This is a genomic window from Flavobacterium sp. Flavsp81, from assembly GCF_059491325.1.
This window is the reverse complement of record NZ_CP168505.1, coordinates 2,496,705-2,521,574: the sequence shown is the minus strand read 5'-3', so window position 1 is coordinate 2,521,574 and position 24,870 is coordinate 2,496,705. Positions and strand designations below refer to the sequence as shown.

Here is a 24,870-nt window from a genome sequence, read left to right as displayed (position 1 = left end):
GTTTGAAATAATTTCAATGGTTATTTTACGATTATCTTTTTAGATACATTATTAGCTTTTAAAATATAATTTCCAGCAGTTAAATTCGGTAAAATAATTTTATTGTCTTTGATATCTGATGATTTGAAGTTCTTAACTAATCTTCCTGTCATATCAAATAACTCAACTGTTTCTAAATCAGTTTTATTATTTTCGATATACAAATAATCTGTTGCAGGATTAGGATAAACAGCCAGATCTTCATTTGTAGGACTTGTTATATCTTCTAATCCTAAAACAGGATCTGTAATTTTAATTATTTTTTTAGTACTGGAACCCGTGCTAACGTATAGTGCGCCATTGTAAATTGCCATTTGCCCAGCCGTATCATAATTAGGTGAAGCAAATCTAACATATTGATATTGGTCTCCATCTACACTTCCTGCAGGAAAACGAAAAATTCTACTTTGAGATCCTGTTGAAATATATAAATCTCCATTTGGCGCATATACAAGATTTGTTGGACTGTTCATTCCAGTAATTAAACTACTAACTACACCCGCAGGAGTTATTTTTTTAATTGCACCGTCAAGTTTGTCAGCCACAATTAAATTACCTGATGGATCAAAGGCCAAGCCGTTTGGCGTAGTAAAACCAGTTGCAAAAGTAGTAGTCACTCCGGCTGTACTTCTTTTTTTAATATCTCCGGAATTAGCTTCTGAATAATATACATTTCCAGCGGCATCAACAGCAATTCCATAAGGACTGTTTGTGGCAGTATAAGAAGTTACAACTCCGGCTGCTGTTGCTGTCGCAATTTCGTTACCAAAATTACCAGATCCAGCTATCCAAAGATTTCCACTGGCATCAAAAGCAATCTGTTGTGGGGAAGCATTTAGGGAGCTAATAAAAGTAGTTTGTGTAAGGCTTGGAGTAATTTTAGTTACTTTATAAGCATTATAATCTGCAACGTATAAATTTCCTGAACCATCAAATGCAATTCCTGTTGGAACGCCTAATCCTGTTACATAATCGGTAATAGTTTGTGCATTGATGCTAAATGTGGACAATAAGGCAAAGAGTAAAATTTTTTTCATTTATTTGATTTTTTATGTTATTCAAAGATATATTTTTCATTTGTGAAGCTCTATTTTTTATAAGAAAATGCACCTCTATTTTTTATTTTTACTAAAAAATTAAAATTTTAGGGTTTTTATTTAAGTTGCCTTAAAAAGGAAGTATAATAAATAAAATTTTGAAATAAAAAAGCTCCAGATTATGGAGCTTGCTTTAAATAATTTTGTTAAATCTTTGTAATTTTTATTCGTTTTGACTGAAAGACATATTATCTCTCGTGTTTTTTTGAACCGAAATAGCACCAAACAACGCTAATAAAAAGGCAAAAGCATAAAAACCTTTTTCACTTGGTAAAATAGTAGCATTCCAAAGCCCCACGGTTAATAATACAATTGATAAAAGGGTTCCGAACCAGCAAATGCCATAATAAATATCGGTTACAGGGAGGTTTTCTAATCTGTCTCTAACGCTTTTTTGTAATGAGACTACAGCAAAAAGGCCAAACATTAAAACGGTAAAATAATATCCTTTTTCGTTTAGTAACATTTCGGCTCTGGCAAGTCCAACTATAAATCCGATTGTTCCAGCTCCAAGAGCTACCCAAGATGCCGCAATAAAGGCATTCGACGTTTTTTGTACCATGTTTTTATATTAATTTTATTTGTATTTCGAAAAAATTCCGGAATCTGTAGCTGTCCAGAAACAACATTTTTGTCCGCTGGCTTTTAGACCGCTATTCGCCCAGGTATTGCAAGTCTGAAACAAACTATAGCTTCCGTTTGCTTCGTAAAAAGCATCCGTCTTACCATAATTGGCATCTGTTTTTATAGGCAGGAAATTGCCTGAAGTCCCTTTTTGAAAACTGTTATTGATATAGTTAATCAAACGATTATATTGTGCTTTGCTGATCATCATTGACTTGCAATCATCACCTAATTTCATTTGTTTGTAATAAGTCGTGTGAATAGCTGTTGTGCTTAATCCGGTTGCAGCTTTAAAGGCAACTGAAGCTTTAAGATCTGACCAATTTGGTGTTTCTAAATAAAAACCTTTATCTCCCCAGCCCAAAGCAATATATTTATAGGTTGAGTCTGCGGCTTTTGTGTTTTTAAACTGAATTTGCTCACTCCAGTCAACCTGATCATTTTTGACAGGCATTACAATATCTGTGTGAACGCCATTTGTAAGGATGAAAATTTCGACTTCAGGTTTTGTGTTGGTTTCTTTATCAACTGTAATTTTTGAAAGTGTGTAAGCTAATATGACGTATAATAAAATAAATCCTAAAAAGAGCAAGATTGATTTTAGAAGAATTTTGAATGTTTTTTTCAAGTTGAATTTATTGATAATTGATTTTTATCAAATTTACTTAAATTATATTCACAGCAAAATTATCAGGCTAAAATTATAAAGAAAATCTCTTTAAATCAGTAATAAAAAAAGCCTCATCATTGAGGCTTTTTTTGCTTTAAAGTAAGTTATTGTTATTTAATTAATTGTTGCAGCGGTTTTAACTGTTCCATGTCAATTTTCGATTCTTTTAAAACTGTCATTAAAGTCATGATGTTATTCGGGTTCATGTCTTTTCCTAAAACCCGGACAACTGCAAAACCATTTTCTTTTCTATTGGCAAAAACTACAAACTCTTCGATATTTTCATCGGTACCAACATAACTTATTGATGCACCATCTTTACCGGAACCAACTTTCATTAATTCCTGGTACTTTGGATTTTTTAGAATAGCTTTCACTTTAGCTCTTTCAGTTTCAAATTGTGCCTGATTTTTGGCATTGGCTTTGAAAGCTAAAATATTCATTTTATCGAATGATTTTAAAGCATCATTTTGTTCTGTTGATAATTTTGCTTTATCCAAATTCAAAATATCAGGAGAAATATCGAGAGCGATAAAATCTTTATTATCTGTGTTTTCTACAAAATATTTTTGCAATGAAGGCTCAGAATTACAACTTATTAAAGTTAATAATACTAAAAGTGCTGAAGTAAAAATACTGGCTTTCATGTTATTTTTTACCTTTTGAGGCTTTTTTTAGATCTGTACCTCCGGGAAGTTTCATTTTGTCTGTCAGGACTGCAATTTCGTTTAAATCAAAGTTTCCTGTTAAGGACAATAAAACAGTATCGTCATTTTTTGCACCATCAATAAACATAAATAACTCTTTTATTTTAGTATCACTGGCTCCTGATTTAACGTATATTTTTACGTTTTTTCCACCATCATTAATACGCATCAGCTCTTCTAAATTGGCGCTGTTAATGTATTTATCAGCAGAAAGTTTCATGTCGGCTTCAACTTTTGCATTTTTGGTGGTAAATACTTTTAAGTTATCCAGTTTTTTGATAAGATTCATATATTGTTGTGTTTCCTTGTCAGAAGGATCAACTTTTACCTTACTCATTATGTCAAACATTTTTTTGTTTACAATGACTGATGTTACATCGTCCTGACCATCAAATTTGTCAAAAGCTCCTTGTGCATAAAACGCGTGGGAAGCAAAGGCGAAAACTAGTGTTATAATGAAATTTTTCATCTTAATTACGATTTAATTACTGTTTAAAAATTTTGTTTTTTGATTGTTCGTATTCTTCAATGTATTGTACACTTTCGATACCTACATTTACATTATTAGACAATAGGGCCAAAGCTTTTTGCGTTTCGGCAAAGGCTTTTTCAGGATTGTCAAAGGTTCCTAATTCTGATTGCGCTGCAACTGGAGCCGCATTTTTTTCGCTAATATAAAAATAGGTTCCGATTCCCAGTAAAACAACAGCAGATGCCGCAATTGATAACCACGCTACATTTCGTTTTTTAGTTTGTAGTGGAATTGCTTCACCTGTTCGAACGAGGTTCTCGAGTTCCTGCGTCGATTTTTGTCCTTTTACCTGAGAGAAATAACCGAAAATTGGCTGATATTGCTCCAAATGCTGCGCAACATTTGATGAAGAAAAGTATTCTTTTAATTCATTTTCCTCAGCAATAGAAGTTTCTCCCTGAAAGTATTTTTCTAATAGATTCTCTATTTTATTTAATTCCATAACCATGTGTATTAATCATTGATTCCCGTATTTTTTTTCTCGCTCTGGAAAGTGCTACCCGAATAGCAGTTTCATTCATGTTCACAATTTTCGCAATTTCATCAAATTCATATTGTTCAACATCGCGTAACTGAATTAAGATTTGTTGCTGTTCCGGAAGCTGGCTCATTATTTTTTCTACCCATTGTAAACTATCCGTGTCTTCTAATTTTTTATCTGATTGGGGTTCCCTGTCTGTGAAATTGTTATGCACAATTTGAAGGTTTCCTGCTCTTTTTGATTTTAACTGATCCAGACAATAATTTTTGGTCATTGTCATTGCAAGGGCTTCAACATTATTATAAGTATCCAGATTTTCTTTTTTGTTCCATAATTTAACTAGTACTTCCTGAGTTGCATCTTCTGCTTCTTCAGTACTGGTCAATAATCTTTTTGCCAGACGAAAAACTTTGTCTTTAAAAGGATTTATTAATTCTATAAATACAATTTGATTCATAAAGCAAAGATTATTTCGTTAGCTTATATAGTCAAGACGAGGTACTATTATTTTTGTTACAATTAAGGTTGAATTTTTTTATTAAAAAAAAACAATAAACTGATTTCTGTTAAAACTAAAGTACTATTTTTACGTTAATATATGGAAATCAAATTTTTATGAAAAGGATATCAAGAAGCCTGGTTTTATTATTTTTAGCGGCATTTAGTTTACAATCTTGTGATGACAAGGATGATGTTGCTGCCTCACCGAATCTGCAAATAAATAATTTTATCTGGAGAGGATTGAATGAAGTTTATTTATGGCAGGCTGATGTGCCTAATTTAGCCGATAATCGTTTTGCTAACCAGGGCGCATTGGATTCTTTTTTGAAAGGATATTCAAAACCGGAAGATTTATTTGAAGATTTGCTAAATAAACCAGAGAGTAAATATCCAAATGGTGACGCAATTGATCGTTTTAGCTGGATTGTAGACGACTATACTGTTTTGGAACAGGAATTAAACGGAATTACAAAAAATAGCGGTATTGATTTTAGACTGAGCAGACAAGCTTCAGGATCGAGTAATTTAGTTGGGTACATACGTTACATAATTCCTAATTCTGATGCTTCAGGTAAAGATATTAAACGTGGAGATTTGTTTACGAGCGTGAATGGAACACCACTTACGATTTCAAATTATGAAGCTTTACTTTTAAATTCAGATAGTTATACGCTTAATTTAGCGACCTATAACGGAAGTTCTTTCGTTTTAAATGGTAAATCGGTTGCGTTAACTAAAACTACTTTGGAAGAGAATCCGGTTTTAATTACTAAAACCATAACTTCAGGAAGTCATAAAATAGGATATTTAATGTATAATGGCTTTTATGGAGATTATGATGATGATTTGAATCAGGCTTTTGGACAATTAAAAGCAGCCGGGATTACTGATTTTATTTTGGATTTGCGTTATAACGGAGGAGGGTCAGTTAGATCTTCAACCCGTTTGGCCAGTATGATTACCGGCCAGTTTACCGGCCAAATATTTTCTAAAAGACAGTATAATACTAAACTGATGAAAGATTTGTCCAGTGAAGATCTGGAATCTTTAAATGAAAGATTCGTAAATACTTTTGACGGAGCTGCAGTAAACAGTTTAAATTTGAGCACAGTATATGTGATAACAACTGATAATACAGCATCAGCAAGCGAAATCATTATTAATGGCTTAAAGCCATATATTAACGTGATTCAGATCGGTGAAACTACGGTAGGTAAGAATGTTGGTTCTTTTACTGTTTATGATTCCGAATCTTTAACAAAAAACAATGTAAACCCGACTCATAAGTACGCAATGCAGCCTTTAGTTTTTAAAATTACAAATGCTGCTGATTTTGGGGATTATACACAAGGGTTAGTGCCTAATTATGAGCAATTTGAATATGTAAGCACTTATGGTGTTTTAGGTGATGCATCTGAACCTTTATTAAACCTTGCAATTTCTAAAATTACAGGGACTACGGCAAAAAGAATCCAAAATGATAAAGGACAGATTTTGCCATATTTTACAGATTCGAAATCAATGCGCCGTTTTGGAAAAGAAATGTATTTGGAAAGTGCTCCAAAAGAATTCTGGAAACGTTAAAAATCTATTTAAAAAAAAGGCTTTCAATACTGAAAGCCTTTTTAAATTTCCAAAAATAAAACTAATTGTAAAAAAGGAATCATTTGTATTTACTGCAAACAAATTCATTTTGCCGTTTCCGTTTAAGGATAAATTAATTCACAAGTATTCTTGTAGTTGATTTTTTGTTCTGAATTGTTACTTCAAATAAATAAATAGCTGAGTTTAAATCAGAAACAGTAATTTCTTTATGATTTGCTTTAGGAAACGTTTTAATAATTTTTCCGGAAATATCATAAATTACTACAGCACTTTCTTCTTCACTATTAATATATACAACATCCGATGCAGGATTTGGATACAGGCTTGCAGTATTTTTATCAAAGTCTTTATCATCTAACGTTTTGATGTTAATTACACCAACTGCGTTTAAATCAAATCCTCCTGTTGCATAAGGAGTAGAGTATAATTCATTAACAATATTTCCGTAACTGTCATGAGAAGCATATAAGGGATTAATGGTTCCTATTGCGTCAATTATTTTCACATGAGTAATATTATCTTTGTCTAATAAAGCATTATCAGGAAGATCAGATAAATCAAATGGAGTTCCATAATTAGCTCTGTATTTCCCGGCAAGATTATTTATATACCTGCAGTCAACCGCTCCAAAACCACCAATCTGAGTTGTTGTTTGCGTTTCGCTATGAGAAGGGAATCTGAAAAAGTTAATTCCGTCAGAACTCACTTCTACAAAACCTAATTCTAAAAACGTATCCGAGAACCCGTTCTCAAAAACTGCAAAATCAAATCCGGGACCATTGGCAATTGGTGTACCAAAAGTTACAGTAGCACTTCCTCCGTCACCTAAGGAAACCACGCCCGTACCTGTTCCCCCTAATGCATCATTTGGACTACCGGATGAAGCCAAAGGACCAGTAGGATTTGCAATATCCTGTGGACCTCTTACAACAGTAACTCCTGTTGCCCAACCTATGAAAACTGAACTGCTTTTTATTATTGCCGTGCTGCCAGCCTGTCCGGCAGGAGGGGCATAGGATTGTGCCGTAATTATTGATGAAATAAGCAGTGAACTTAAAAGTAATTTTTTTATCATAAATTTGATTTAGAGAAAGCCCTCATAAAATTATAAGGGCTTTAAATATTTTTTAGTCATTAAAGTAAAAACCATTTGGCCCTACACCAACGGTTAATTCTTTTTGTAATGTTCCGTTTAAACTATAGATGTAAGCTTTGCTGTCAGCTTTATAATCCCCGCTATCAGTAATATAAATACGGTCATTATTAACAGCGAACCCATATAAATTAGCAACAGATGACGCAGTCATAATTGGTGTACTAGAAGCAGATGTTGCATTTATATTAATACTATAAACTGAGTTTGATACAGTATAGTAAATTTGGTTGTTGTAAATGTCTAAATATCCATTTCCGTCCAGTGATTCCGGGAATGTGATTTTAGAAGTTGTTTTGTCAGATAATTTCACTTTTACTATTTCGCTTCTGTCTCCATAAGGATTTCTTAAAATATATAATGTGCCATCTTCTTCTTCCATGGTATCAGCAGATGAACCAATAGTTATTGGAGTTTCCAATGCTTTATTCGCAATATTAACAACTAACAACTTCTCACTATTGTATGGTTCGGTAATGTATAATTTCTCACCTTCTAATACGATTCTATTTGCTGTAGCGTTCAATTCGATTTTAGATTCAACAATGTTTGTCGTTAAATTAATTACGGCAACATAATCGTCAGTATTACCGGTTTCAGCATTTTGATATGCATAAGTATTTGCATTGGTTACGTATGCTTTTCCATCTTTTACAACACCATATCTTGGGTTTACAAGTCCGCTTTCAATTTTAGCAATTAACTTGAAAGTATATCTGTTTACAACATTAATCACGTTTGATCCTGCAATGATATACGCTCTGTCGCCGTCAAAAAAGATGTTTTGTGCATATTTTCCAAGTAAATCATTTGCGTTAGCCGCAGTGTAAACATCTTTTGTGAAACTGCTAAAATCATCGCTTGAGAACGAAACAGTTCCTTGTCCGGCACTTCCTTCATTCAAAATAAAAAAACCATTGTCATAAACTCCTTTTGGTTCATTATCACTTTCATCATTAGAGCAGGAAACAAACAGAGAAACGCTAAGCGCTATTAAAAACAATTTGGTAATTTTCATAATATTAAAATTTTAAGGTTAAATACATATTAAAATTGCGACCTGGCATAGGTCTGTCTTCTAAGCTTTCATACTCTTCATTAAAGACATTTAAAATTTGAAAGCCAAGTTTGAGAGAGTCTAAAAATTTAAAATCATAATCGATACCCAGATTTGAGATCATGTAATCGTTTATTATTTCGTCAGGATTATTATCTGCTCTGGTATACACAAAACCATTGTATAAAAATTGATAATAAGCTGAAATTTTATTTCTTGAATAAGAAACAGCCCCGGTAACTTTATTGTATGGGACAAAGAAAAGCTGGTTTTTAGTTTTTTCATCTTCTGAAATTGTGTAAGCATAAGTCATGTTTACAGCAAGATAATTTTTGCCAAAATGTTTTTTCCAGCTTAATAAAGTTTCTGCTCCATAACTGTTAACTTTATCTTGGTTTTTTGGTGACCAAATCCCATTTTTACCCGGAACCCATTGTAATAAATCTTTTATTTTCATGTAATAAAACGTCTGTGTAAGCGAAATGGTTTTGAATGTAAAAACGTTTCCGATTTCTGCCTGATATGAACTCTCAGGCTTTAAATCCAGGTTGCCGCCTTCTTCCCAATACAAATCATTGAAGGTTGGAATCCTGAAATTTCGGGATATATTCAATTTCAAATTATATAACTGACTGAACTGATACGAAGAACCTATGGAAAATAATACAGGCGATTTATAATTGTTTGTAAATTCTTTTCGGATACCCAATTCATTTTTCCAATCTGATGAAAAGTCTTGTTTTATTAATAAAGCGGCAGAACTGATTTCTCTGATATGGTTTCCAAAACCGGATCCGAAACCCTTGGTTCGGTTATAATCTATAATACCGTTTAATTGTGTTGATTTAAAAAGTGTATAGCCCAGATCGAGTTTTGTAATCAGGCTTTCAGTTTTTCCGTATGAATAATCTTTTCGGGTATTATCGGCGTAATATTGGTAATTTTCAAATATATAAGCGGTTTTAAAGTTGGCTGTAAACTTTCCAAAATTACCATTGTAGTCTAATAAATTACGGTTGAAACCATTTACATATTTACTTTTAGTGTCAGTTTCAGTGACCAGAGATGTATTTCGGTCCGTGTTTGATGTCTGGCTATAAAATTTCAAACTATTTTTAGCATCAAATTTATAGCCCAGATTAGCATTTAGTGTTATGAGATCGTATTGACCATTTTGATTCCATCGCTGTTCACCTTTCCAGGTATATCTGTTCAAATATTTATAATCGTTTGTAGAACTGTTTTTTGAAAACCCGATTTGAGCGCTCCATTTCCTGTTAGAAATATTGGTTTTATAATTAATTCCAATAGTATTGAAACTTCCGTAATCTAATTTTAAATTATTTTCAAAACGGTCATAAAAAGTCATATCATTATTTAAGTGTACGGTTCCTCCCACGGCACCACTTCCATAAATTACACTTCCTCCGCCTGCTTTTACACTAACAGAATTATAATCGGAACCTGAAATTGTATTAAAATCAGTACTTCCGTTCATTTGTGAATTGATATTGATACCATTCCAGATTACAGCAGTTTGAGAAGAAGTAGTTCCTCTGAATGAAACCGTAGAAAGCATTCCGCGGCTGTATTCCTTAAAATAAATCGATGAATTATATTTTAACAAATCAGTTAATAAAGCCTCGTTTTTATTGATAATTGAGTCATTAAGCTTCAAAACCGACTGTGAGTTGGAGTATTTCTTAAGATTGTTATCAGAAACTACAACCTCTTTTAATTTTGTAACAGAGTCATTCTGCGCCAAAATAATCTGGCACAATAACAGAAAGCAAAAAGTAAAACGTTTTTTTAAAGTCATAATTTCTACACTCTTTTTCCCGAGAGTTCGATATTTGTTATAAAGGCAGGTCTCCTGGCTTGCGTCTTGTTGTTTACCTTCCCATTCGTCAAGCGAACAGTGGTTTTGTAGTTAACAACAAGCATTCCGGTTACAGAACTAAGCTTACAGTTGCGGGTACAGCTCAAGATTTTTGAATTTAAAATACTTAAAATCAGTTACTTGATTCCCTTTTAATGTGTTTTTAAAATTAAAACACAACCTTAATCGAGTGCAAAGATAAAGTTAAAAATATATAAAATTCAAATTTGTTTTACTTTTTAAGAGAATTTCTAAACAGAAGAGGGCTTAAAAATTTATTTTGATCACCTGGCCAAAATCAACTTTATTTTGGAAAGCATTTTTTAATGGTAATAAAGTATGGTGGCATAAAAAGCTTCTGATGGTACCGGCATGAGTAATGATAACAATTGGTTTGTCTGTTTTTTTTGAAATTTGTTCGGATAAAAAAGTACCTGTCCTTTTATGCAATTCAACAAAAGATTCTCCGTTGAAAGCACAAATATTTACAAAATCTTCCATCCATGGATTGAGTTGTTCAGGTGGAATATTATTCCAGTTTTTCATTTCCCAATCGCCAAAATTCATTTCCATTAATCTTTCGTCTTCCCGGTAAGAAATAGTTTTAATTTTATTTTGAATGTATTTTGCTAAAATTACACAGCGCTGCAACGGACTTGAAAAAATAATGGCTTCTGAAGGCAATTGCGAAATAATATTCTCAAAAATAAGTTCAAAAGGTTCAGCCAGTCCAACATCAGATTGCCCGTAACAAATACCTTTTTCGCAGACTGTTTTGGTATGGCGGACTAAATAAATTTCCATACAAAAAGAAGGCTTAAATAATAAACGACTTCGCAGACTTGTTGTGTTGCGCCTAAACAATCTCCTGTATATCCATCAATCCATTTTTGAAAATAACGGGCTAAAAAATATCTTGTTATGAAAACCGGAATTAAAGCTAAAATAAATTGGTATTTGAAATAGGAGAGTGTCAGCAAAGGAATTAATCCAAAGAAAAAAGCACCAAAAATTTCTTTCCATGTGTTGCTTTTCGCAATAGGTTTGCTTTTGCTGGTAGCATCATCCCGTGAATATTCATGTGTAAAAATAATTGAAATTGCGGCTAAACGACTTAAGGCATGAGCTGAAATAAACAACAGGAAAATTTGAAAAACAGCAATTGAATCATTAATTTGAAAAAGCAAAACAGACTCTGAAAGCAATTTAAATTTCAATAGAAAAAGCAATACCAAACCAATCGCCCCATAAGCACCAATTGCACTGTCTTTCATGATCAGCAGAATTTTTTCTTTGGTCCAGCCCCCGCCAAAGCCATCGCAGACATCTGCAAAACCATCTTCATGAAAAGCTCCCGTTGTTAGTATTGAAGCAATGATTGCCAGGATTACGGCACTTTCTATTGATAGAAAAAGTGAAGAAACATAAAAAGCCAAAAAAGAAATACTGCCAACAATCCATCCAATCAAAGGAAAATAACGTGTTGCTTTATTCAAATAATCCGGATTATGATTGATGTTTTTTGGACATGGAATTCTGGTGTAAAACATTAAAGCAGTGAAGAAAATATGTAATTCTTTTTTCATTTAAAACGGTTTTGTAATTATTTGGCTAAAGCCAGTTTGATTGTATTAAGTATTCCAACATCTAAAGATGTTGGCAATTCAATATTTAGAATGTCTATACTTTTTTGAAAGTAATATTTTTTAATGAACTCTCTTGAAATAATTTGACACCTTTTTTAATGCTGGAATACCAAAAATATAACAAAATACAAATTAGAATTATCTATAAAGCATTGAGTAAGATTATTGAATTGCCTCCAGATTTATCTGGAGGTTATAAGATTGAAATTAAAAATGGCTTTAGCCAAACTCTGTTTACTTAAATGTTTTATGAAATCCAAATTTGCTAATAATTTCATCATATTCTTCCTGAAAAGTTTTTGTTGTATGATGAATTTCCTGATTTTTAATATAATCTCTAACTTTATCAATGATAGATTCTGAAACTGAAATAGCAAAATATTCATCTTGCCATTCAAATTTTTCTTTAGTTAATTTATTTTTATTAATCCAAAAAGAAGATTCGCCTTTGATTAATTGCATGATTTTTTGAATATTTTGATCTGTACCCAATGAAATGAGACAATGACAATGGTCTGAATATCCATTTATAAAGTCAACATAAATTCCTTTTTCTTTTGCATTTTCTTTAATGTGATTCCAAACTTTAAGACGTAATTCTTGTGTATGCAAAAAAGGAATTCTATTTTTTGTACTCCAGACAAAATGGATGTAAACTTTTATTAACGGCATATAATTCAATATTAATTAAAACTATTTTTTACTTACCCCTGCATTTTCAAAAGTAGCCATTTCATCCAAAAAAGCTTCTGCTGATTTCAAAATAGGAAAAGCAATTGCACATCCGGTACCTTCACCAAGACGCAAATCTAAATTTAAAATTGGTTTTGCATTCAGATAATTTAATAGTTTTTGATGTGCCTGTTCAGCAGAAACATGACAGAAAACAGCACTTTTAATAATGTCAGGGTTTATTTTTGAAGCAATTAAGAAGGCAGTGCTACAAATAAAACCATCAACTAAAATCAGCATTTTATGGTCGTAAGCAGTTAACATTCCGCTTGCCATTTGTAGAATTTCAAAACCTCCAAAATAAGCTAGTTGCTGTAGTATTTCGGCTTGACCGGAATAATTATCAATTGCTTTTTTTAGTAAATTTTGTTTCTGAATCAGTTTTTCATCTTCAACGCCCGTTCCTTTTCCAACGCATTCTTCAATTGGGATACCGGTTAAAACACTCATTAATACTGAAGCTGTTGAGGTATTTCCGATTCCCATTTCGCCAAAACCTATACAATTACAATCTGTTTTGGCAATATTTTCTATAATAGCTTTTCCTTTTTCGAAGCACAATTGTAATTCGGTTTCACTCATTGCAGGAGCGTGCAAAAAAGATTGGGTTCCTTTGGCAATTTTGGCATTAATTAATTTTGCATTAGTCGGAAAATCATAATTCACTCCGGCATCAACAATAGATAACTGAATATTGTTTTGTCTGCAAAAAACATTTATTGCAGCACCACCTTCCAGGAAATTAGTGACCATTTGTCTGGTAACATCCTGCGGGTAGGCACTCACGCCATGATTCGCAATTCCGTGGTCCGCAGCAAAGACGACAATATTCGGATTTTTTATTTTTGGATTTAAAGTTTTAAAAACACTTCCCATCTGAAAAGCTAAAGTTTCCAAAACGCCTAATGCACCAACTGGTTTAGTTTTAGAATCTATTTTTTCCTGTAAAAGCAAATTAAAATTTATTTCGTTTTGAGTTTGAGATTCAAAGTTTATTTGAATATCCCGAATCTCGCTTTTAACCACGTTTTTAATTTCGACACAATCCGGAGATTCAGATTTTTGTTTCCAGTCTAATTGCTGAAGCATCGGTTGATTATCGTAATTGGTAGCAGGTTTTCCGATGCAGAAATAACCCAAAGGTTCAATGTTTTCAGGTAGATCAAGTATTTTTTTGAACTGATAATAATTCAAAATCGAAATCCAGCCCATCCCATAACCTTGCTCGGTAAGCGAAAGCCAGATATTTTGTGCAGCACAAACAGAACTAAATTTAACCGCTTCGTTACTGCCAACAGTCCCAATCGTAAATTGATTCAGAACTGATCGGTCATAGGCAATAATAAGTCCAATCGGAGCTTCTTCTATTGCCTCTAGTTTTAGTGATTTATAATGTTCTTTCTGTTCCGGATTATCTGTCAGCAATGCCGCTTTTTCATTATAACCCAAAAGCAGTTTTTTAATAGCACTTTTAACTTCTGCCGATTTAATAATGTAATATTTGGTAGCATCCGTCAGCCCAACCGAAGGCGCCCAGTGTCCAGCCTGCAAAGCTATCCGGATCACTTTATCCGGTACTTCATCCGTTGTAAAATGCCGGGTATCACGGCGTGATTTTAAAATATCATCTAAATAACTCATAAGTTTCAATGTCAATTACAAATATCAATTGCAAAATTCAATTGCAATATCAATGTTAAAGCTTTATGTAAAGATACTACGCCAATATTGAAATTTGGAATTTAAGGATTTAGATTTTTAAATTGATTTTTGACATTGTAATTGTCATTGATTTTTGCCATTGAAATTTGCTAGCCTTTTATTTTGAGAGGAATCCCGGAAACCATCAAAACGACTTCATCTGCTTTTGAGGCCAGAAACTGATTCATCCAGCCTTGCAGTTCAGTAAATTTTCTGCCAATATGAGTCTCGGCGTGAACACCCATTCCAATTTCATTGGTAACAATTATTAAAGTTGTATTGGGTTGGCTTGCCATTTTTTCAAACTCAGCTTTTGCTTCTTCCAGAGATAATGAAACATCATTTTTATGATCGACAAAAAAGTTCGTCAGCCAAAGCGTAACACAATCAATTAAAGCTGTTTTTCCGGTAAAATTAATTTCACTTAGATTTTTTTCCTTTTCAATATTGGTCCATCGTTCGTCGCGTTCTTCCTGATGTCTGTCAATTCTTTTCTGGAAATCATCATCCCATTTTCTGGCCGTTGCCACATATATGGGAGCGTTGGAAAGTTGTAGGGCCAGGTTTTGGGCATAACTGCTTTTTCCGGATCGTTCGCCGCCGGTAATTAGATAGATCATTTTGGGTAAGTTATATGTTAGGGGGTATAAGTTAAGGGTTCGGTTGAAAGTTACTAAATGTATTAATGGACAACAAGTAATAACTCAAAACTTCTAACTCATAACCTTAGTAAGGGCAATGTCTGCATTCATTTCCGCAGCAACTGCCTCTTTTTAAATGAAACCAGGATTTAAAAACATAATTGCCGTTTTCAATGTAATAGTCAATGTCTTCAATTAGTTTTTCGGTTTTGGGTAAAGATATTGCTTTATTTTTTAAAGCTTTTTTGGGAGTAAGGGTTTCTACATAAGCATCAATTTTGTCTACACATGCTTCTTTAAAGCAAGCAGGACAAAGGCAATCCGGTCCTTCTGAAAGATTAAAAATAGGTGGAAAATCATTGCACCAGCATTTGTTTTCAACAGAAATATCTCCGCAGCTAAAAGCAGATTGACAACTTGAACAAATTTTTATTTTTATGGGATTCATAATTTAAAAATAGTATTTGTTTAATTTTGTAAGAATAAAGGTAAATAAAAAAAATAGAAATTGCGTTATCTTTGCCATTGCTGAAAAATACAAAATTTGAATACGCAATAATTCAAAAACAGATTCAGTAAAACAATAACAATGCCATTTCTTTGGAACTATATAACCTGCATATGAAACATTTATTTTCTCAAATTATTTTTATTTTATCTTTTTTTCTTCTGACCGGATGCAAAAAAAATGAAACAACAGAGATTGCCAAAACTGAAATTCCCCAAAACAGTATTGAGTATGCCTCCGGACTTTCTATTGTAAAACATGAAGGATATTCAGTAGTGACAGTTACAAATCCATGGCCAAATGCGAATAAAAATTTCACATATATTTTAAAGGAAAAAGACGCCAAAGTTCCTGATAGTTTACAAAAATACAGTACAATAAAAGTTCCTTTGGAGTCTGTTGTTGTTACCTCAACCACAAATATTCCGTTTCTTGAAATGCTGGATGTCGAAGATAAATTGACTGGTTTTCCCCATACCGATTATGTATCTTCGGAAAAAACCAGAAAATTGATCGATATGGGAGTTATTAAAAATGTTGGTCAAAACGAAAAATTAAACATCGAACAGCTTATCGAATTGTCACCGGATCTGATTGTTACTTTTGGTGTAGACAATAACAATCCGATGCTGGATAATTTGAAAAAAAGCGGGCTTAATGTTTTTATCCAGGCCGATTGGATGGAACAATCACCATTAGGAAAGGCTGAATGGATTAAGCTTTACGGAGCTTTATTTGGTAAAGAAGATAAAGCAAAGGAATTGTTTGATAAAATTGTTTTGAGCTATGAACAGGCCAAAAAAATGGTTTCTACAAAACAAGCAACTTCCACAGTTTTATACGGTTCTATGTACGAAGATGTATGGTATGTTGCAAAAGGAAATAGCTGGGTTGCTCAATTTATGAAAGATGCCAGGGCTAATTATTTATGGGCAGATTTAAAAGGAACCGGAAGCGAAGGATTGTCTTTCGAAAAAGTCCTCGACAAGGCTAAAACTGCTAATTTTTGGATTGCTACAGGTTCAGTAAAGTCATTGGATGAATTTGCAAAAATGAATCCGCATTACAGTGAGTTTGATGCTTTTAAAAACAAAACAATTTATACTTTCGAAGGTAAATTAGGCACAACAGGCGGAACAATTTATTATGAATTATCTCCAAGCCGCCCGGATTTGGTTTTAAAAGATTATATCAAGATTTTTCACCCGGATTTATTGCCGGGTTACGAATTTACTTTTGCCACTAAACTGAACTAAATTGACAAATAAAAAACGAAACACTATATTATTCCTTTTACTTGGCCTGGGCCTGGTTTTGATGTTTTTTGCAAGCATTAGCTTAGGTTCGGTTGCAATTCCATTCAAAGAAGTTTACACCAGTTTGACAGGTGGTCAGGTAAGTAAATCGACTTGGGAATATATTATCATAAATTATCGATTGCCAAAAGCAATTACAGCCGTTTTAGTAGGGACAGGATTGTCGATTAGCGGATTGCTGATGCAGACTTTATTCCGCAATCCACTCGCGGGGCCTTATGTTTTGGGATTAAGTTCTGGGGCAAGTTTAGGAGTAGCATTTGTGATTTTAGGAGCCGGTTTTTTGCCTTCCTTTTTAAAAATCATTGCTTTATCTCCATACGGAATTGTTTTGGCTTCTACCTTAGGAAGTACGTTGGTTTTACTGCTGGTTTTATTGGTTTCGCAAAAATTACGTGACACCATGGCAATCCTGATTGTCGGATTGATGTTCGGGAGTTTTACTACTGCAATTGTTAGTGTTTTAACCTATTTTAGTACCGCTGAACAACTTCAGAAATTTACTTTTTGGTCATTAGGAAGCCTTGGGAACCTTTCATGGAATTCAATTTTGGTTTTATTAATTTGTGTATGTTTTGGTTTGCTTTTAAGTGCGGGCAGTATAAAACCTTTAAATGCATTACTTTTAGGCGAAAATTATGCAAAAAGTATGGGACTGAATTTCAAAAGAGCCAGATTGATTATCATATTTGCAACAAGTATATTAGCAGGAAGTATCACCGCTTTCGCGGGCCCGATAGCGTTTGTAGGATTGGCGGTTCCGCATATTGCTAAACTTACTTTTCATACCAGTAATCATACTGTTTTGTTTTGGAGCACTTTATTTTTTGGAGCCATAATTATGCTGTTTTGTGATATAGTTTCCGAAATGCCGGGATTTGATGTTACACTTCCAATAAATGCCATTACCTCGATTATTGGGGCACCTGTAGTAATTTGGTTGTTGGTCAGAAAAAGAAATTTTACGTAAATTGTTTTTTTGTCGCAATTATTAGATTAAAATGATTTTTAAATATTGAAAAAAAATCTATAAATCTGTGTAAGTGACAAAGGAAAAAGAAAGAACCTATGCTTCTATGTGTTAGAAACAAAAAGAATATCAGTATAAAATGAAAACAATTCTCTCCACTTCAAATTTAAATATTGGCTACAAGTCAGGCAAAACAACTGTGACTATTGCCGAAAACCTGAATTTGAATCTGACATCAGGGAAACTAATTTCTTTGATAGGAGCAAACGGAATTGGGAAATCAACTTTATTGAGAACCATTACCGGAATTCAGCAGCCATTATCCGGAAATGTTTTTCTGAATGATAAAAATATAAATACCTATAAACCTTTAGATTTAGCTCAAAATTTAAGTTTGGTTTTAACTGAAAAATTACCGTCAAGTAATCTTTCTGTTTTTGAATTGGTCGCTTTAGGCCGCCAGCCATATACCAATTGGATTGGGACTTTAACGTCGGAAGATATCATAAAGGTAAAAGAAGCTTTAGAACTTACTCAGATTAATCATTTAGCCAAAAAAAAGCATTTTGAAATAAGCGACGGACAATTACAAAAAGTTTTAATCGCCCGTGCCCTGGCGCAAGATACTCCGTTAATTATTCTTGATGAACCCACAACGCATCTTGATTTATTGCATAAAGTTTCACTTTTTAAATTGTTGAAAAAGCTAACTCAGGAAACTCAAAAATGTATATTATTTTCAACTCACGATATCGATCTGGCGATACAATTAAGTGATGAAATGATTATTATGACACCAGAAATGGTTGTTCAGGATGAACCATGCAATTTAATTTCAAAAGGAAGTTTTGACACGTTGTTCAAGGATGAACATATTGTTTTTGATGCAGAAAAAGGAAAGTTTGTAATTACTTAGATTGTAGTTGTTTTAAGGAGCTAATTCCTGCTGTTCCTTCCAATCTTTTGCTTTTTAAAGAAAAAAGCAAAAGGATTTTCCCTCCCATCAGGGCTAGGACATAATATTCAAAAGAATTTTAGCCTTCCTGCTAGATTTCCAAAATCTTGCAGGAATAAACGATTAAATTTTCAATCCAATCTGTCTCTTCGCTTCTCCAATCACAAAAGCAACAGAATTCGCGATATTAAAACTTCTGATTAATTTGGACATCGGAATCGTTAAATGGTTTTCAAAAAGAGCCAGAACTTCTTTGCTTAAGCCAACACTTTCTTTTCCGAAAACCAACCAGTCACCATCCTGAAAATCTGTTTCTAAATATGATTTTTCTGCATGTGAACTCATTAAAAATACTCGTGACTGATCGGGAATTTGTTTTATCCATTCCTCAATATTAGCATATTCAGTTACCTCAAGATGGACCCAATAATCCAAACCCGAGCGTTTCAGGTTTTTATCATTAATCACAAATCCAAAAGGATGAATTAGATGTAACCGGCTTTCTGTACCCACACATAAGCGTCCAATATTTCCGGTATTATTTGGAATTTCCGGTTCTACAAGAACAACGTTTAGCATTATTTTTTAAAATTAAAAGATTAAAAGACTTAGGGAAATGATCTAATTATCAAATTGACTCATTATCTAATTTAAAATCGGCGACTTCGATAACTTCGCCGGCTTTCAGGTTTTGCAAATATACATTTCCTATTCGAACACGAACCAATCGCAAGGTTGGAAAACCAACAGCAGCAGTCATTTTTCGAACCTGGCGAAACTTTCCTTCATTTACCGTAATCGAAGCCCAGGAAGTAGGTCCATGACGTTCGTCTCTGATTTTTTTGGCTCTTGGTCCAAAATCAGGAATTTCAGTAACAATAAAAGCAGAGCAGGGTCTGGTTTTATACTTTCCTCCATCAAAACCAATTTCAACACCATTTTGCAATTGCTCGACAGCTTCCTGAGTTATAATGCCGTCAACTTGTACATAATATTCTTTATCGACTTTCTTGCTCCTTACTTGCTCGCTTACTTTTCCGTCGGTAGTAAGCAAAAGTAATCCTTCAGAATCTTCATCCAGACGGCCAATAGCCATTGTACCTTCCGGGAAATTATATAATTCTCCCAAAAGCTTTTTCTTTCTTTTTAATTCATATATAAACTGGCTCAGATAGCCGTAAGGTTTAAAAAGAATAAAATGTTGGTGCATGCTGAATTTTTTATGCAAAGATAGTTTTGTTTGATTATTATTGAAAGAAGGGTTGTTTTATTATCCAAAAGCTATGTTAAAGGACTGAAGTTTCAGTTTTAAAATTCGTAATATTATGATAAGAATTTAAAAATAAAGATATGGAAACTAATAATTTAGGAGCTAAAAAGATAAATGGAGTGCAAAAAAATATAGAGGATTCAAAAGGTAAAAATGTTTCTCATGAAGCAGAATCTGATGTGCCAAAACTAAAAAAAGAAGTCGTAACAAATGCTGATGGAAATAAAGAAGTTGTCGAGAGAGCACGAAATGAAAATGAGAAAATTAAAGAAGCCTCAAGTCAAAAACAAACTGATAGTGAAAATTCAAATCGTGGAGTTTCGACTGAAGAAGAGGTAAAAAAAACGATTGAGAATAAAGACAGAAACTCGGATATCACCCCAAATCGATATCCTAATTCTCATCCGGATAATCATGAAGACCGAGGTAATATGAAATTAGATGAATGAATTAGTTATTTATTTTTAAATATAAGATTTATCCCTACTTAAGATAGTTTATTGTAGTCCAAGGTTTTCATTTGTCATTACGTATAAATTTATATTAATCTTTTTCCTGTTAAAAAGAATAATAGTTATTGAAAATTTTAAAACCACATTAATCTCGTATAAACTAAGCTATGCTTAACAATACTTCAAATAATTTGTCGATCTTGATGTTTTTGTTGAGAAATGTTTATAAAATGTAATTTAATATATTCATGGTTTTATAATATTCTCTTAACTTTAAAGGATATAAATTTAGCCACTAAAAATCCTATTTTTTAAACTATGAAAAACATTTACGCTACACGTCATTTATTGGCATTTTTAAGTTTTTTTTATTGCTTTTCTGTGAATCTTTTTGCGCAGACTATGCCTACTCCCCAAACTTTGCCTTATACACAGAATTTTTCGTTTGCTGCAACAGTGACAACTTATCCGGCAGGATTTCAGGGCTGGACAGCAAGTACATCACCAGGCGCAACATTTAATACTAATGCAGTTATAGTAGCTGACAGAGCATTAATTGCCAGTAGTACAGCTGCTACAACTAGTGGTAATCTTCATAATTATGATGGAAAAATTGGCTTTCTAAATAATGGCTCTCTTGATTTGACTATAGGTTTTGCATTCTCAACCGTAGGTCAAACAGCAATTCAGGTTCAATATGATGCCATGACAATTCGTAATCCATATGATATACCACCAACTACCACTAATACCCGTATTAACGAAATGGTCCTGCAATATAGAGTAGGTACGAGTACTGCTTTTACCTCTTTATTGCCAACAGCATATTCTAATAATGATACAAAACAAATAACGGCAGTTACGACTCCTCAAAATCTAAAAACAATAAAGGTTACATTACCGGCGGAATGTGAGAATCAGCCTGTAGTTCAAATAAGATGGATTTCCAGACAAGTTTCGGGTGCAGGTTCCCGACCATCTTTTGCAATTGATAATATTGATATTCGAAGCGATGTTACCGCTCCAATAAGTGGAGCGGGTTATCCAAAAGCAGATAATATTTTATCCCAAAGCTTTGATTTTTCTAATAAATTAGATGAACCAGGAAAAACTTATTATGTATTATTGCCTTCCGGAAATGCTACGCCAAGTTCAACTCAGATAAAAGCAGGTCTTGATGCAAACGGAACAGCTGCCTTACAATCAGGAATTTTGGATATTACCGATGAATCCCAGATATATGTAAAAAGTTTTACCGGATTAAGTCTTAATACTGCGTATTCGGTTTTCTCAATTTCCGAAGACACTCATGGTAATATACAATCAGTTGTAAATAAAGTTGATGTTATAACTTCAAGTGTTCTAGTTCCGTCTTTATCTACAACAAGTACGTCACTTGATTTAGGATTTTCAGAAGCAAATTATGATTCGGAAAGTTTAAGTTACCAAATTCAGGGAACAAATCTTACGGATAATGTTGCTGTAACTGCTTCAGCTAATTTTACAATTTCGAAAGACAACAGCACTTTTGGATCTTCTTTGTTATTTAATGTGTCTGATTTTGCAGCAAATGCAACTCCAACAGTTTATGTGAAGTTTACTCCAAATGCAGTAACTAATTTTTCGGGTCAAATTACACATGAATCAACTGGTGCAACAAGTAAAATTGTTACCCTTACCGGAGTAGGAATTAATCCATATGTGCAAGGTTTTAATGATGCAAATGTTTTAACAAATAGTGGGTGGACTCAGTATGATGTAGCCGGAAATATTAATAAATGGGGGTATACTGCGACTGCAAGAAATGTGAATACCGGAACTGGTGCAGTTCTTATGAATGGCTATTCTGATAGCGGAGCCAGTAAAGATTGGTTAATATCACCAAAATTGCGTTTGGATAATTTTAGTCAATTCCCATTGCTGTCTTTTTATTCACGTAAATTTTATGCAGGTCCGGGTTTAAAATTAATGGTTTCTGTTGATTATGATGGTAAGAGTAATCCGGAAACTGCTACATGGACAGAATTAAACGGTGATTTTCCTGTAGAAACAGGGACTTACAAACCATCACAATATATAGATCTGAGCGCATACAAAACCAGTCATACATACTTAGCCTGGGTGTATGAAACTACGGCAGGAGGAAGTAATAATGCTGCAGAATGGTCACTGGATGATATTGCTATTACAAATGAATCAGGATATGTAGCTTCGAGCCCTAATTTAGATTTTGGAGAGGTAAGTCCAAATACTATTTCTGTCAGTCAGTCTTTTGTTTTCAAGGCAAATGGATATAATGATATTACTATTACAGCTCCTGCAGATTACCAGGTTTCTTTAGATAATATTTCATTTCAGTCCAATGTGCTTGTAAATACTGCAGATGCTTCAGCCGGAAAAACAATTTACGCAAGATTTACACCTTCTGTAAAAACATTAACTATTTCCGGAGCATTAACCGTAACCGCAACTTCTTTGAATAAACAAATTGGAAATTTGACAGGTTCGTCTTTACCAAAAGCAGATACTTTTGATGTTGTAACCTATAATTTGGAGTTTTTTGGCTCTGATGTAAAAGGTACTGATAACGTAGAATTTGGCCCAACTGATGATGCCCTTCAAATTGATAACGTAGCAAAAGTAATGAACAAATTAAACGCTGATGTTTATGTAGTTCAGGAAGTGTCTGATGATCCTTCGATTGATCTTTTAATTCAGAAATTAAATATAAACGGTAAAACATTCGATAAAACAATTTCGACATCTTGGTCGTATTCTTTTAATGCACCCGATCCTAATTTCCCTCCTCAAAAATTAGTTGTACTTTACAATACACAAACCACTACTGTAAAAAGTACCCGCGTAATGTTTAAGGACTTATATGATGAGGTACGTGCAAATACAAAGACTTTACCAAATTATCCGGGTAATGATGACAGCTTCTTTTCATCAGGGCGTTTGTCTTATATGGTACAAATAGAAACCAATATTGGCGGAGTAAAAAAACTGGTGAATTTGATTGATCTTCATGCACGCGCCAATAGCGGATCTGATATATCCAAATACAATATGCGTAAATATGATGCACAGTTATTAAAAGATAGTTTAGATGTTTATTATCCAAATTCAAATTTGATGATTTTGGGAGATTTTAATGATGATGTAAAAGCATCTGTTATTACGCCGAATCCTTCATCTTACGAATCATTTGTTAATGATACCAGTAATTACAATGCACTTACTTTGGGTATTAGTCAGGCTGGTGCTTATAGTTATTTAAGTTCCACAGGGTTTTTAGATCATATTGTTATTTCTAATGAATTGACAGATGAATATATTGCAAATTCTATTGCTGTATATGATCCGCGTACCGATATTGCCAATTATACCACCACAACATCTGATCACGGACCGGTTATTGCCCGTTTTGAATTGAAAGAAGATAATCTGGCTACAATTGATTTTGAAACAAACGGATTTGTCGTAAGAACCTATCCTAATCCTGTAACAGATGTTATGAATGTTTTTGTCAAAAGTAACACAGAGAAGAATCTGAAATTAAGAATTTATGATATCAGCGGTCGTCTAGTCGGAAATCCTATTGGAATTACTGGCGGGCAGCAAAATGATACTGCTGTTCCTGTAAGTTATCTTAAAACTGGTATCTATATTTATACTTTAACCGAAAATAACAAAGTTGTTTTTAGAGATAAGATCATAAAGAAATAAGCAGAAAATAAATAGTATAAAAAGGCAGTTCAATTCGAACTGCCTTTTTTACCTAATAAAAGTATATTAGTTATCCAGTAATTTTTTGACTCTTAAATCAATAGCTTCATCTTTTGATATATCTAAAAAATAATCCAATTGCCAAAGCTGTGTTTTTTGGGCTTGTCTGCTATTTGTGATATCCCATGGAGCATAAACCCTGGTAGCTCTTTTGCCTTCTGTGGTTTCAGTCGAAAAGATTCCTTTTTTCAATAATACCTCTTTTGGAAAGATAAATTGCCCAAAATTCTTTTCTTTTCGAACACTAATAATTACAAAATCTATTGCATCCGAAAAATCAAAGGGTTCAATAACTCCTGAGATATTGCGTTTCCATAAAGTAACAAATTGACCTGTTTTTGTTGGAGTAATTTTTGCTTCCCTGTAACAAACCCATTTATCATTAATCTTAAAACGGTATGCACTATAATCAGCACTTTCAGCTTCAGCTTCGGGAACTGTACATTTTAAATTACAGCTGTTATAAACCAGTTCTTTTGCCAGGTTTAAGTCATCAGGAATTGATTCTAAAGAATTCCAGGTATCAATAATCATGTTTTGTTATC

The 24,870-nt window shown here is 33.3% G+C and carries 25 protein-coding genes and 1 riboswitch; of the genes, 6 read left to right on the top strand and 19 right to left on the bottom strand.

The features are described 5' to 3' along the window. Positions 1–20: 20 nt before the first annotated feature. The 7 genes from ACEN92_RS10415 to ACEN92_RS10385 all read right to left on the bottom strand — a co-directional run bounded on the left by ACEN92_RS10415 (position 21) and on the right by ACEN92_RS10385 (position 4,607). A complete protein-coding gene (locus tag ACEN92_RS10415; protein WP_495642287.1) occupies positions 21–1,076 on the bottom strand; it encodes a T9SS type A sorting domain-containing protein in 1,056 nt (351 codons plus the stop codon). Positions 1,077–1,299: 223 nt separating this feature from the next. After that, the gene (gene yiaA / locus ACEN92_RS10410) at positions 1,300–1,698 is read right to left on the bottom strand and encodes an inner membrane protein YiaA (RefSeq protein WP_007804543.1); all 399 of its coding nucleotides are present in this window, start codon (positions 1,696–1,698) and stop codon (positions 1,300–1,302) included. A 15-nt stretch (positions 1,699–1,713) separates the two neighbouring features. After that, on the bottom strand, positions 1,714–2,388 hold the full coding sequence (locus ACEN92_RS10405) for a TIGR02117 family protein (RefSeq protein ID WP_495642286.1): 675 nt from the start codon (positions 2,386–2,388) through the stop codon (positions 1,714–1,716). Positions 2,389–2,540: 152 nt separating this feature from the next. Then, the gene (locus ACEN92_RS10400; protein ID WP_495642285.1) at positions 2,541–3,077 is read right to left on the bottom strand and encodes a GFO_1091 family lipoprotein; all 537 of its coding nucleotides are present in this window, start codon (positions 3,075–3,077) and stop codon (positions 2,541–2,543) included. 1 nt (position 3,078) lies between these two features. Beyond that, positions 3,079–3,606 carry a GFO_1090 family protein gene (locus ACEN92_RS10395; RefSeq protein ID WP_495642284.1) on the bottom strand — a complete coding sequence of 176 codons (528 nt, stop codon included), beginning with the start codon at positions 3,604–3,606 and terminating at the stop codon, positions 3,079–3,081. A 16-nt stretch (positions 3,607–3,622) separates the two neighbouring features. Next, positions 3,623–4,111 carry a PG0215 family putative anti-sigma factor gene (locus ACEN92_RS10390; protein WP_495642283.1) on the bottom strand — a complete coding sequence of 163 codons (489 nt, stop codon included), beginning with the start codon at positions 4,109–4,111 and terminating at the stop codon, positions 3,623–3,625. Next, the gene (locus ACEN92_RS10385) at positions 4,098–4,607 is read right to left on the bottom strand and encodes a GFO_1088 family ECF-type sigma factor (RefSeq protein WP_495642282.1); all 510 of its coding nucleotides are present in this window, start codon (positions 4,605–4,607) and stop codon (positions 4,098–4,100) included. Before ACEN92_RS10385 ends, ACEN92_RS10390 begins: the two co-directional genes overlap by 14 nt. A gap of 158 nt (positions 4,608–4,765) precedes the next feature. On the opposite strand from ACEN92_RS10385, the gene ACEN92_RS10380 reads away from it, so the two are divergent. Then, on the top strand, positions 4,766–6,235 hold the full coding sequence (locus tag ACEN92_RS10380; protein WP_495642281.1) for a GFO_1087 family putative carboxy terminal peptidase: 1,470 nt from the start codon (positions 4,766–4,768) through the stop codon (positions 6,233–6,235). Positions 6,236–6,368: 133 nt separating this feature from the next. On the opposite strand, the gene ACEN92_RS10375 is transcribed toward ACEN92_RS10380, so the two are convergent. From ACEN92_RS10375 to ACEN92_RS10335, 9 genes are all read right to left on the bottom strand, one after another. Beyond that, positions 6,369–7,331 (bottom strand): T9SS type A sorting domain-containing protein, encoded by a 963-nt coding sequence (locus tag ACEN92_RS10375; RefSeq protein WP_495642280.1) that lies wholly within the window; start codon positions 7,329–7,331, stop codon positions 6,369–6,371. A 52-nt stretch (positions 7,332–7,383) separates the two neighbouring features. Then, the gene (locus ACEN92_RS10370) at positions 7,384–8,427 is read right to left on the bottom strand and encodes a YncE family protein (protein ID WP_495642279.1); all 1,044 of its coding nucleotides are present in this window, start codon (positions 8,425–8,427) and stop codon (positions 7,384–7,386) included. A 4-nt stretch (positions 8,428–8,431) separates the two neighbouring features. Then, entirely contained in the window at positions 8,432–10,285 is a 1,854-nt protein-coding gene (locus ACEN92_RS10365) for a TonB-dependent receptor plug domain-containing protein (RefSeq protein WP_495642278.1), read from the bottom strand. Between the two features lie 27 nt (positions 10,286–10,312). Further along, positions 10,313–10,545, bottom strand: a riboswitch (cobalamin riboswitch). A gap of 67 nt (positions 10,546–10,612) precedes the next feature. Further along, complete coding sequence (gene cobC / locus ACEN92_RS10360; protein ID WP_495642277.1) at positions 10,613–11,149, bottom strand: alpha-ribazole phosphatase; 537 nt, start codon at positions 11,147–11,149, stop codon at positions 10,613–10,615. Then, positions 11,134–11,931 carry an adenosylcobinamide-GDP ribazoletransferase gene (locus ACEN92_RS10355; RefSeq protein ID WP_495642276.1) on the bottom strand — a complete coding sequence of 266 codons (798 nt, stop codon included), beginning with the start codon at positions 11,929–11,931 and terminating at the stop codon, positions 11,134–11,136. The genes cobC and ACEN92_RS10355 overlap by 16 nt, the downstream gene beginning before the upstream one ends. A 294-nt stretch (positions 11,932–12,225) precedes the next feature. Next, positions 12,226–12,663, bottom strand: coding sequence for an IS200/IS605 family transposase (gene tnpA, locus ACEN92_RS10350; RefSeq protein WP_495642275.1), 438 nt, complete (start codon positions 12,661–12,663; stop codon positions 12,226–12,228). A 21-nt stretch (positions 12,664–12,684) separates the two neighbouring features. After that, the gene (gene cobT / locus ACEN92_RS10345) at positions 12,685–14,364 is read right to left on the bottom strand and encodes a nicotinate-nucleotide--dimethylbenzimidazole phosphoribosyltransferase (RefSeq protein ID WP_495642274.1); all 1,680 of its coding nucleotides are present in this window, start codon (positions 14,362–14,364) and stop codon (positions 12,685–12,687) included. A gap of 170 nt (positions 14,365–14,534) precedes the next feature. Then, the gene (cobU, locus tag ACEN92_RS10340; RefSeq protein WP_495642273.1) at positions 14,535–15,044 is read right to left on the bottom strand and encodes a bifunctional adenosylcobinamide kinase/adenosylcobinamide-phosphate guanylyltransferase; all 510 of its coding nucleotides are present in this window, start codon (positions 15,042–15,044) and stop codon (positions 14,535–14,537) included. 106 nt (positions 15,045–15,150) lie between these two features. Next, positions 15,151–15,513 (bottom strand): C1orf53 family protein, encoded by a 363-nt coding sequence (locus ACEN92_RS10335; protein WP_495642272.1) that lies wholly within the window; start codon positions 15,511–15,513, stop codon positions 15,151–15,153. A 173-nt stretch (positions 15,514–15,686) separates the two neighbouring features. Here ACEN92_RS10335 and ACEN92_RS10330 point away from each other — a divergent pair, with 173 nt between their 5' ends. From ACEN92_RS10330 to ACEN92_RS10320, 3 genes are all read left to right on the top strand, one after another. Further along, positions 15,687–16,829 carry an ABC transporter substrate-binding protein gene (locus ACEN92_RS10330; protein WP_495642271.1) on the top strand — a complete coding sequence of 381 codons (1,143 nt, stop codon included), beginning with the start codon at positions 15,687–15,689 and terminating at the stop codon, positions 16,827–16,829. A gap of 1 nt (position 16,830) precedes the next feature. Beyond that, positions 16,831–17,859 carry an iron chelate uptake ABC transporter family permease subunit gene (locus ACEN92_RS10325; protein ID WP_495642270.1) on the top strand — a complete coding sequence of 343 codons (1,029 nt, stop codon included), beginning with the start codon at positions 16,831–16,833 and terminating at the stop codon, positions 17,857–17,859. A gap of 139 nt (positions 17,860–17,998) precedes the next feature. Beyond that, positions 17,999–18,775 (top strand): ABC transporter ATP-binding protein, encoded by a 777-nt coding sequence (locus ACEN92_RS10320; protein ID WP_495642269.1) that lies wholly within the window; start codon positions 17,999–18,001, stop codon positions 18,773–18,775. A gap of 162 nt (positions 18,776–18,937) precedes the next feature. Here ACEN92_RS10320 and ACEN92_RS10315 read toward each other — a convergent pair whose 3' ends face one another. Together ACEN92_RS10315 and ACEN92_RS10310 are read right to left on the bottom strand one after the other, a co-directional pair. Further along, positions 18,938–19,393, bottom strand: a complete 456-nt coding sequence (locus ACEN92_RS10315; RefSeq protein WP_495642268.1) for a tRNA (cytidine(34)-2'-O)-methyltransferase — start codon at positions 19,391–19,393, stop codon at positions 18,938–18,940. 49 nt (positions 19,394–19,442) lie between these two features. Continuing rightward, positions 19,443–20,024, bottom strand: coding sequence for a pseudouridine synthase (locus ACEN92_RS10310; protein ID WP_495642267.1), 582 nt, complete (start codon positions 20,022–20,024; stop codon positions 19,443–19,445). A gap of 140 nt (positions 20,025–20,164) precedes the next feature. On the opposite strand from ACEN92_RS10310, the gene ACEN92_RS10305 reads away from it, so the two are divergent. After that, a complete protein-coding gene (locus ACEN92_RS10305) occupies positions 20,165–20,533 on the top strand; it encodes a hypothetical protein (RefSeq protein ID WP_495642266.1) in 369 nt (122 codons plus the stop codon). Positions 20,534–20,854: 321 nt separating this feature from the next. Beyond that, positions 20,855–24,265 carry a choice-of-anchor J domain-containing protein gene (locus tag ACEN92_RS10300; RefSeq protein ID WP_495642265.1) on the top strand — a complete coding sequence of 1,137 codons (3,411 nt, stop codon included), beginning with the start codon at positions 20,855–20,857 and terminating at the stop codon, positions 24,263–24,265. A 66-nt stretch (positions 24,266–24,331) separates the two neighbouring features. On the opposite strand, the gene ACEN92_RS10295 is transcribed toward ACEN92_RS10300, so the two are convergent. Next, a complete protein-coding gene (locus ACEN92_RS10295) occupies positions 24,332–24,859 on the bottom strand; it encodes a MepB family protein (RefSeq protein ID WP_495642264.1) in 528 nt (175 codons plus the stop codon). Positions 24,860–24,870: the final 11 nt, after the last annotated feature.

What these genes read in the sequence shown, in the direction of transcription:
- ACEN92_RS10370 (WP_495642279.1), bottom strand. Translation starts at nt 8,427, where the DNA reads ATGAAAATTACCAAATTGTTTTTAATAGCGCTTAGCGTTTCTCTGTTT.
- ACEN92_RS10375 (WP_495642280.1), bottom strand. Translation starts at nt 7,331, where the DNA reads ATGATAAAAAAATTACTTTTAAGTTCACTGCTTATTTCATCAATAATT.
- ACEN92_RS10335 (WP_495642272.1), bottom strand. Translation starts at nt 15,513, where the DNA reads ATGAATCCCATAAAAATAAAAATTTGTTCAAGTTGTCAATCTGCTTTT.
- ACEN92_RS10395 (WP_495642284.1), bottom strand. Translation starts at nt 3,606, where the DNA reads ATGAAAAATTTCATTATAACACTAGTTTTCGCCTTTGCTTCCCACGCG.
- ACEN92_RS10365 (WP_495642278.1), bottom strand. Translation starts at nt 10,285, where the DNA reads ATGACTTTAAAAAAACGTTTTACTTTTTGCTTTCTGTTATTGTGCCAG.
- tnpA (WP_495642275.1), bottom strand. Translation starts at nt 12,663, where the DNA reads ATGCCGTTAATAAAAGTTTACATCCATTTTGTCTGGAGTACAAAAAAT.
- ACEN92_RS10295 (WP_495642264.1), bottom strand. Translation starts at nt 24,859, where the DNA reads ATGATTATTGATACCTGGAATTCTTTAGAATCAATTCCTGATGACTTA.
- cobC (WP_495642277.1), bottom strand. Translation starts at nt 11,149, where the DNA reads ATGGAAATTTATTTAGTCCGCCATACCAAAACAGTCTGCGAAAAAGGT.
- ACEN92_RS10320 (WP_495642269.1), top strand. Translation starts at nt 17,999, where the DNA reads ATGAAAACAATTCTCTCCACTTCAAATTTAAATATTGGCTACAAGTCA.
- ACEN92_RS10300 (WP_495642265.1), top strand. Translation starts at nt 20,855, where the DNA reads ATGAAAAACATTTACGCTACACGTCATTTATTGGCATTTTTAAGTTTT.
- ACEN92_RS10400 (WP_495642285.1), bottom strand. Translation starts at nt 3,077, where the DNA reads ATGAAAGCCAGTATTTTTACTTCAGCACTTTTAGTATTATTAACTTTA.
- ACEN92_RS10315 (WP_495642268.1), bottom strand. Translation starts at nt 19,393, where the DNA reads ATGCTAAACGTTGTTCTTGTAGAACCGGAAATTCCAAATAATACCGGA.
- ACEN92_RS10380 (WP_495642281.1), top strand. Translation starts at nt 4,766, where the DNA reads ATGAAAAGGATATCAAGAAGCCTGGTTTTATTATTTTTAGCGGCATTT.
- ACEN92_RS10355 (WP_495642276.1), bottom strand. Translation starts at nt 11,931, where the DNA reads ATGAAAAAAGAATTACATATTTTCTTCACTGCTTTAATGTTTTACACC.
- cobT (WP_495642274.1), bottom strand. Translation starts at nt 14,364, where the DNA reads ATGAGTTATTTAGATGATATTTTAAAATCACGCCGTGATACCCGGCAT.
- ACEN92_RS10385 (WP_495642282.1), bottom strand. Translation starts at nt 4,607, where the DNA reads ATGAATCAAATTGTATTTATAGAATTAATAAATCCTTTTAAAGACAAA.
- ACEN92_RS10330 (WP_495642271.1), top strand. Translation starts at nt 15,687, where the DNA reads ATGAAACATTTATTTTCTCAAATTATTTTTATTTTATCTTTTTTTCTT.
- ACEN92_RS10390 (WP_495642283.1), bottom strand. Translation starts at nt 4,111, where the DNA reads ATGGAATTAAATAAAATAGAGAATCTATTAGAAAAATACTTTCAGGGA.
- ACEN92_RS10415 (WP_495642287.1), bottom strand. Translation starts at nt 1,076, where the DNA reads ATGAAAAAAATTTTACTCTTTGCCTTATTGTCCACATTTAGCATCAAT.
- ACEN92_RS10310 (WP_495642267.1), bottom strand. Translation starts at nt 20,024, where the DNA reads ATGCACCAACATTTTATTCTTTTTAAACCTTACGGCTATCTGAGCCAG.
- cobU (WP_495642273.1), bottom strand. Translation starts at nt 15,044, where the DNA reads ATGATCTATCTAATTACCGGCGGCGAACGATCCGGAAAAAGCAGTTAT.
- ACEN92_RS10305 (WP_495642266.1), top strand. Translation starts at nt 20,165, where the DNA reads ATGGAAACTAATAATTTAGGAGCTAAAAAGATAAATGGAGTGCAAAAA.
- yiaA (WP_007804543.1), bottom strand. Translation starts at nt 1,698, where the DNA reads ATGGTACAAAAAACGTCGAATGCCTTTATTGCGGCATCTTGGGTAGCT.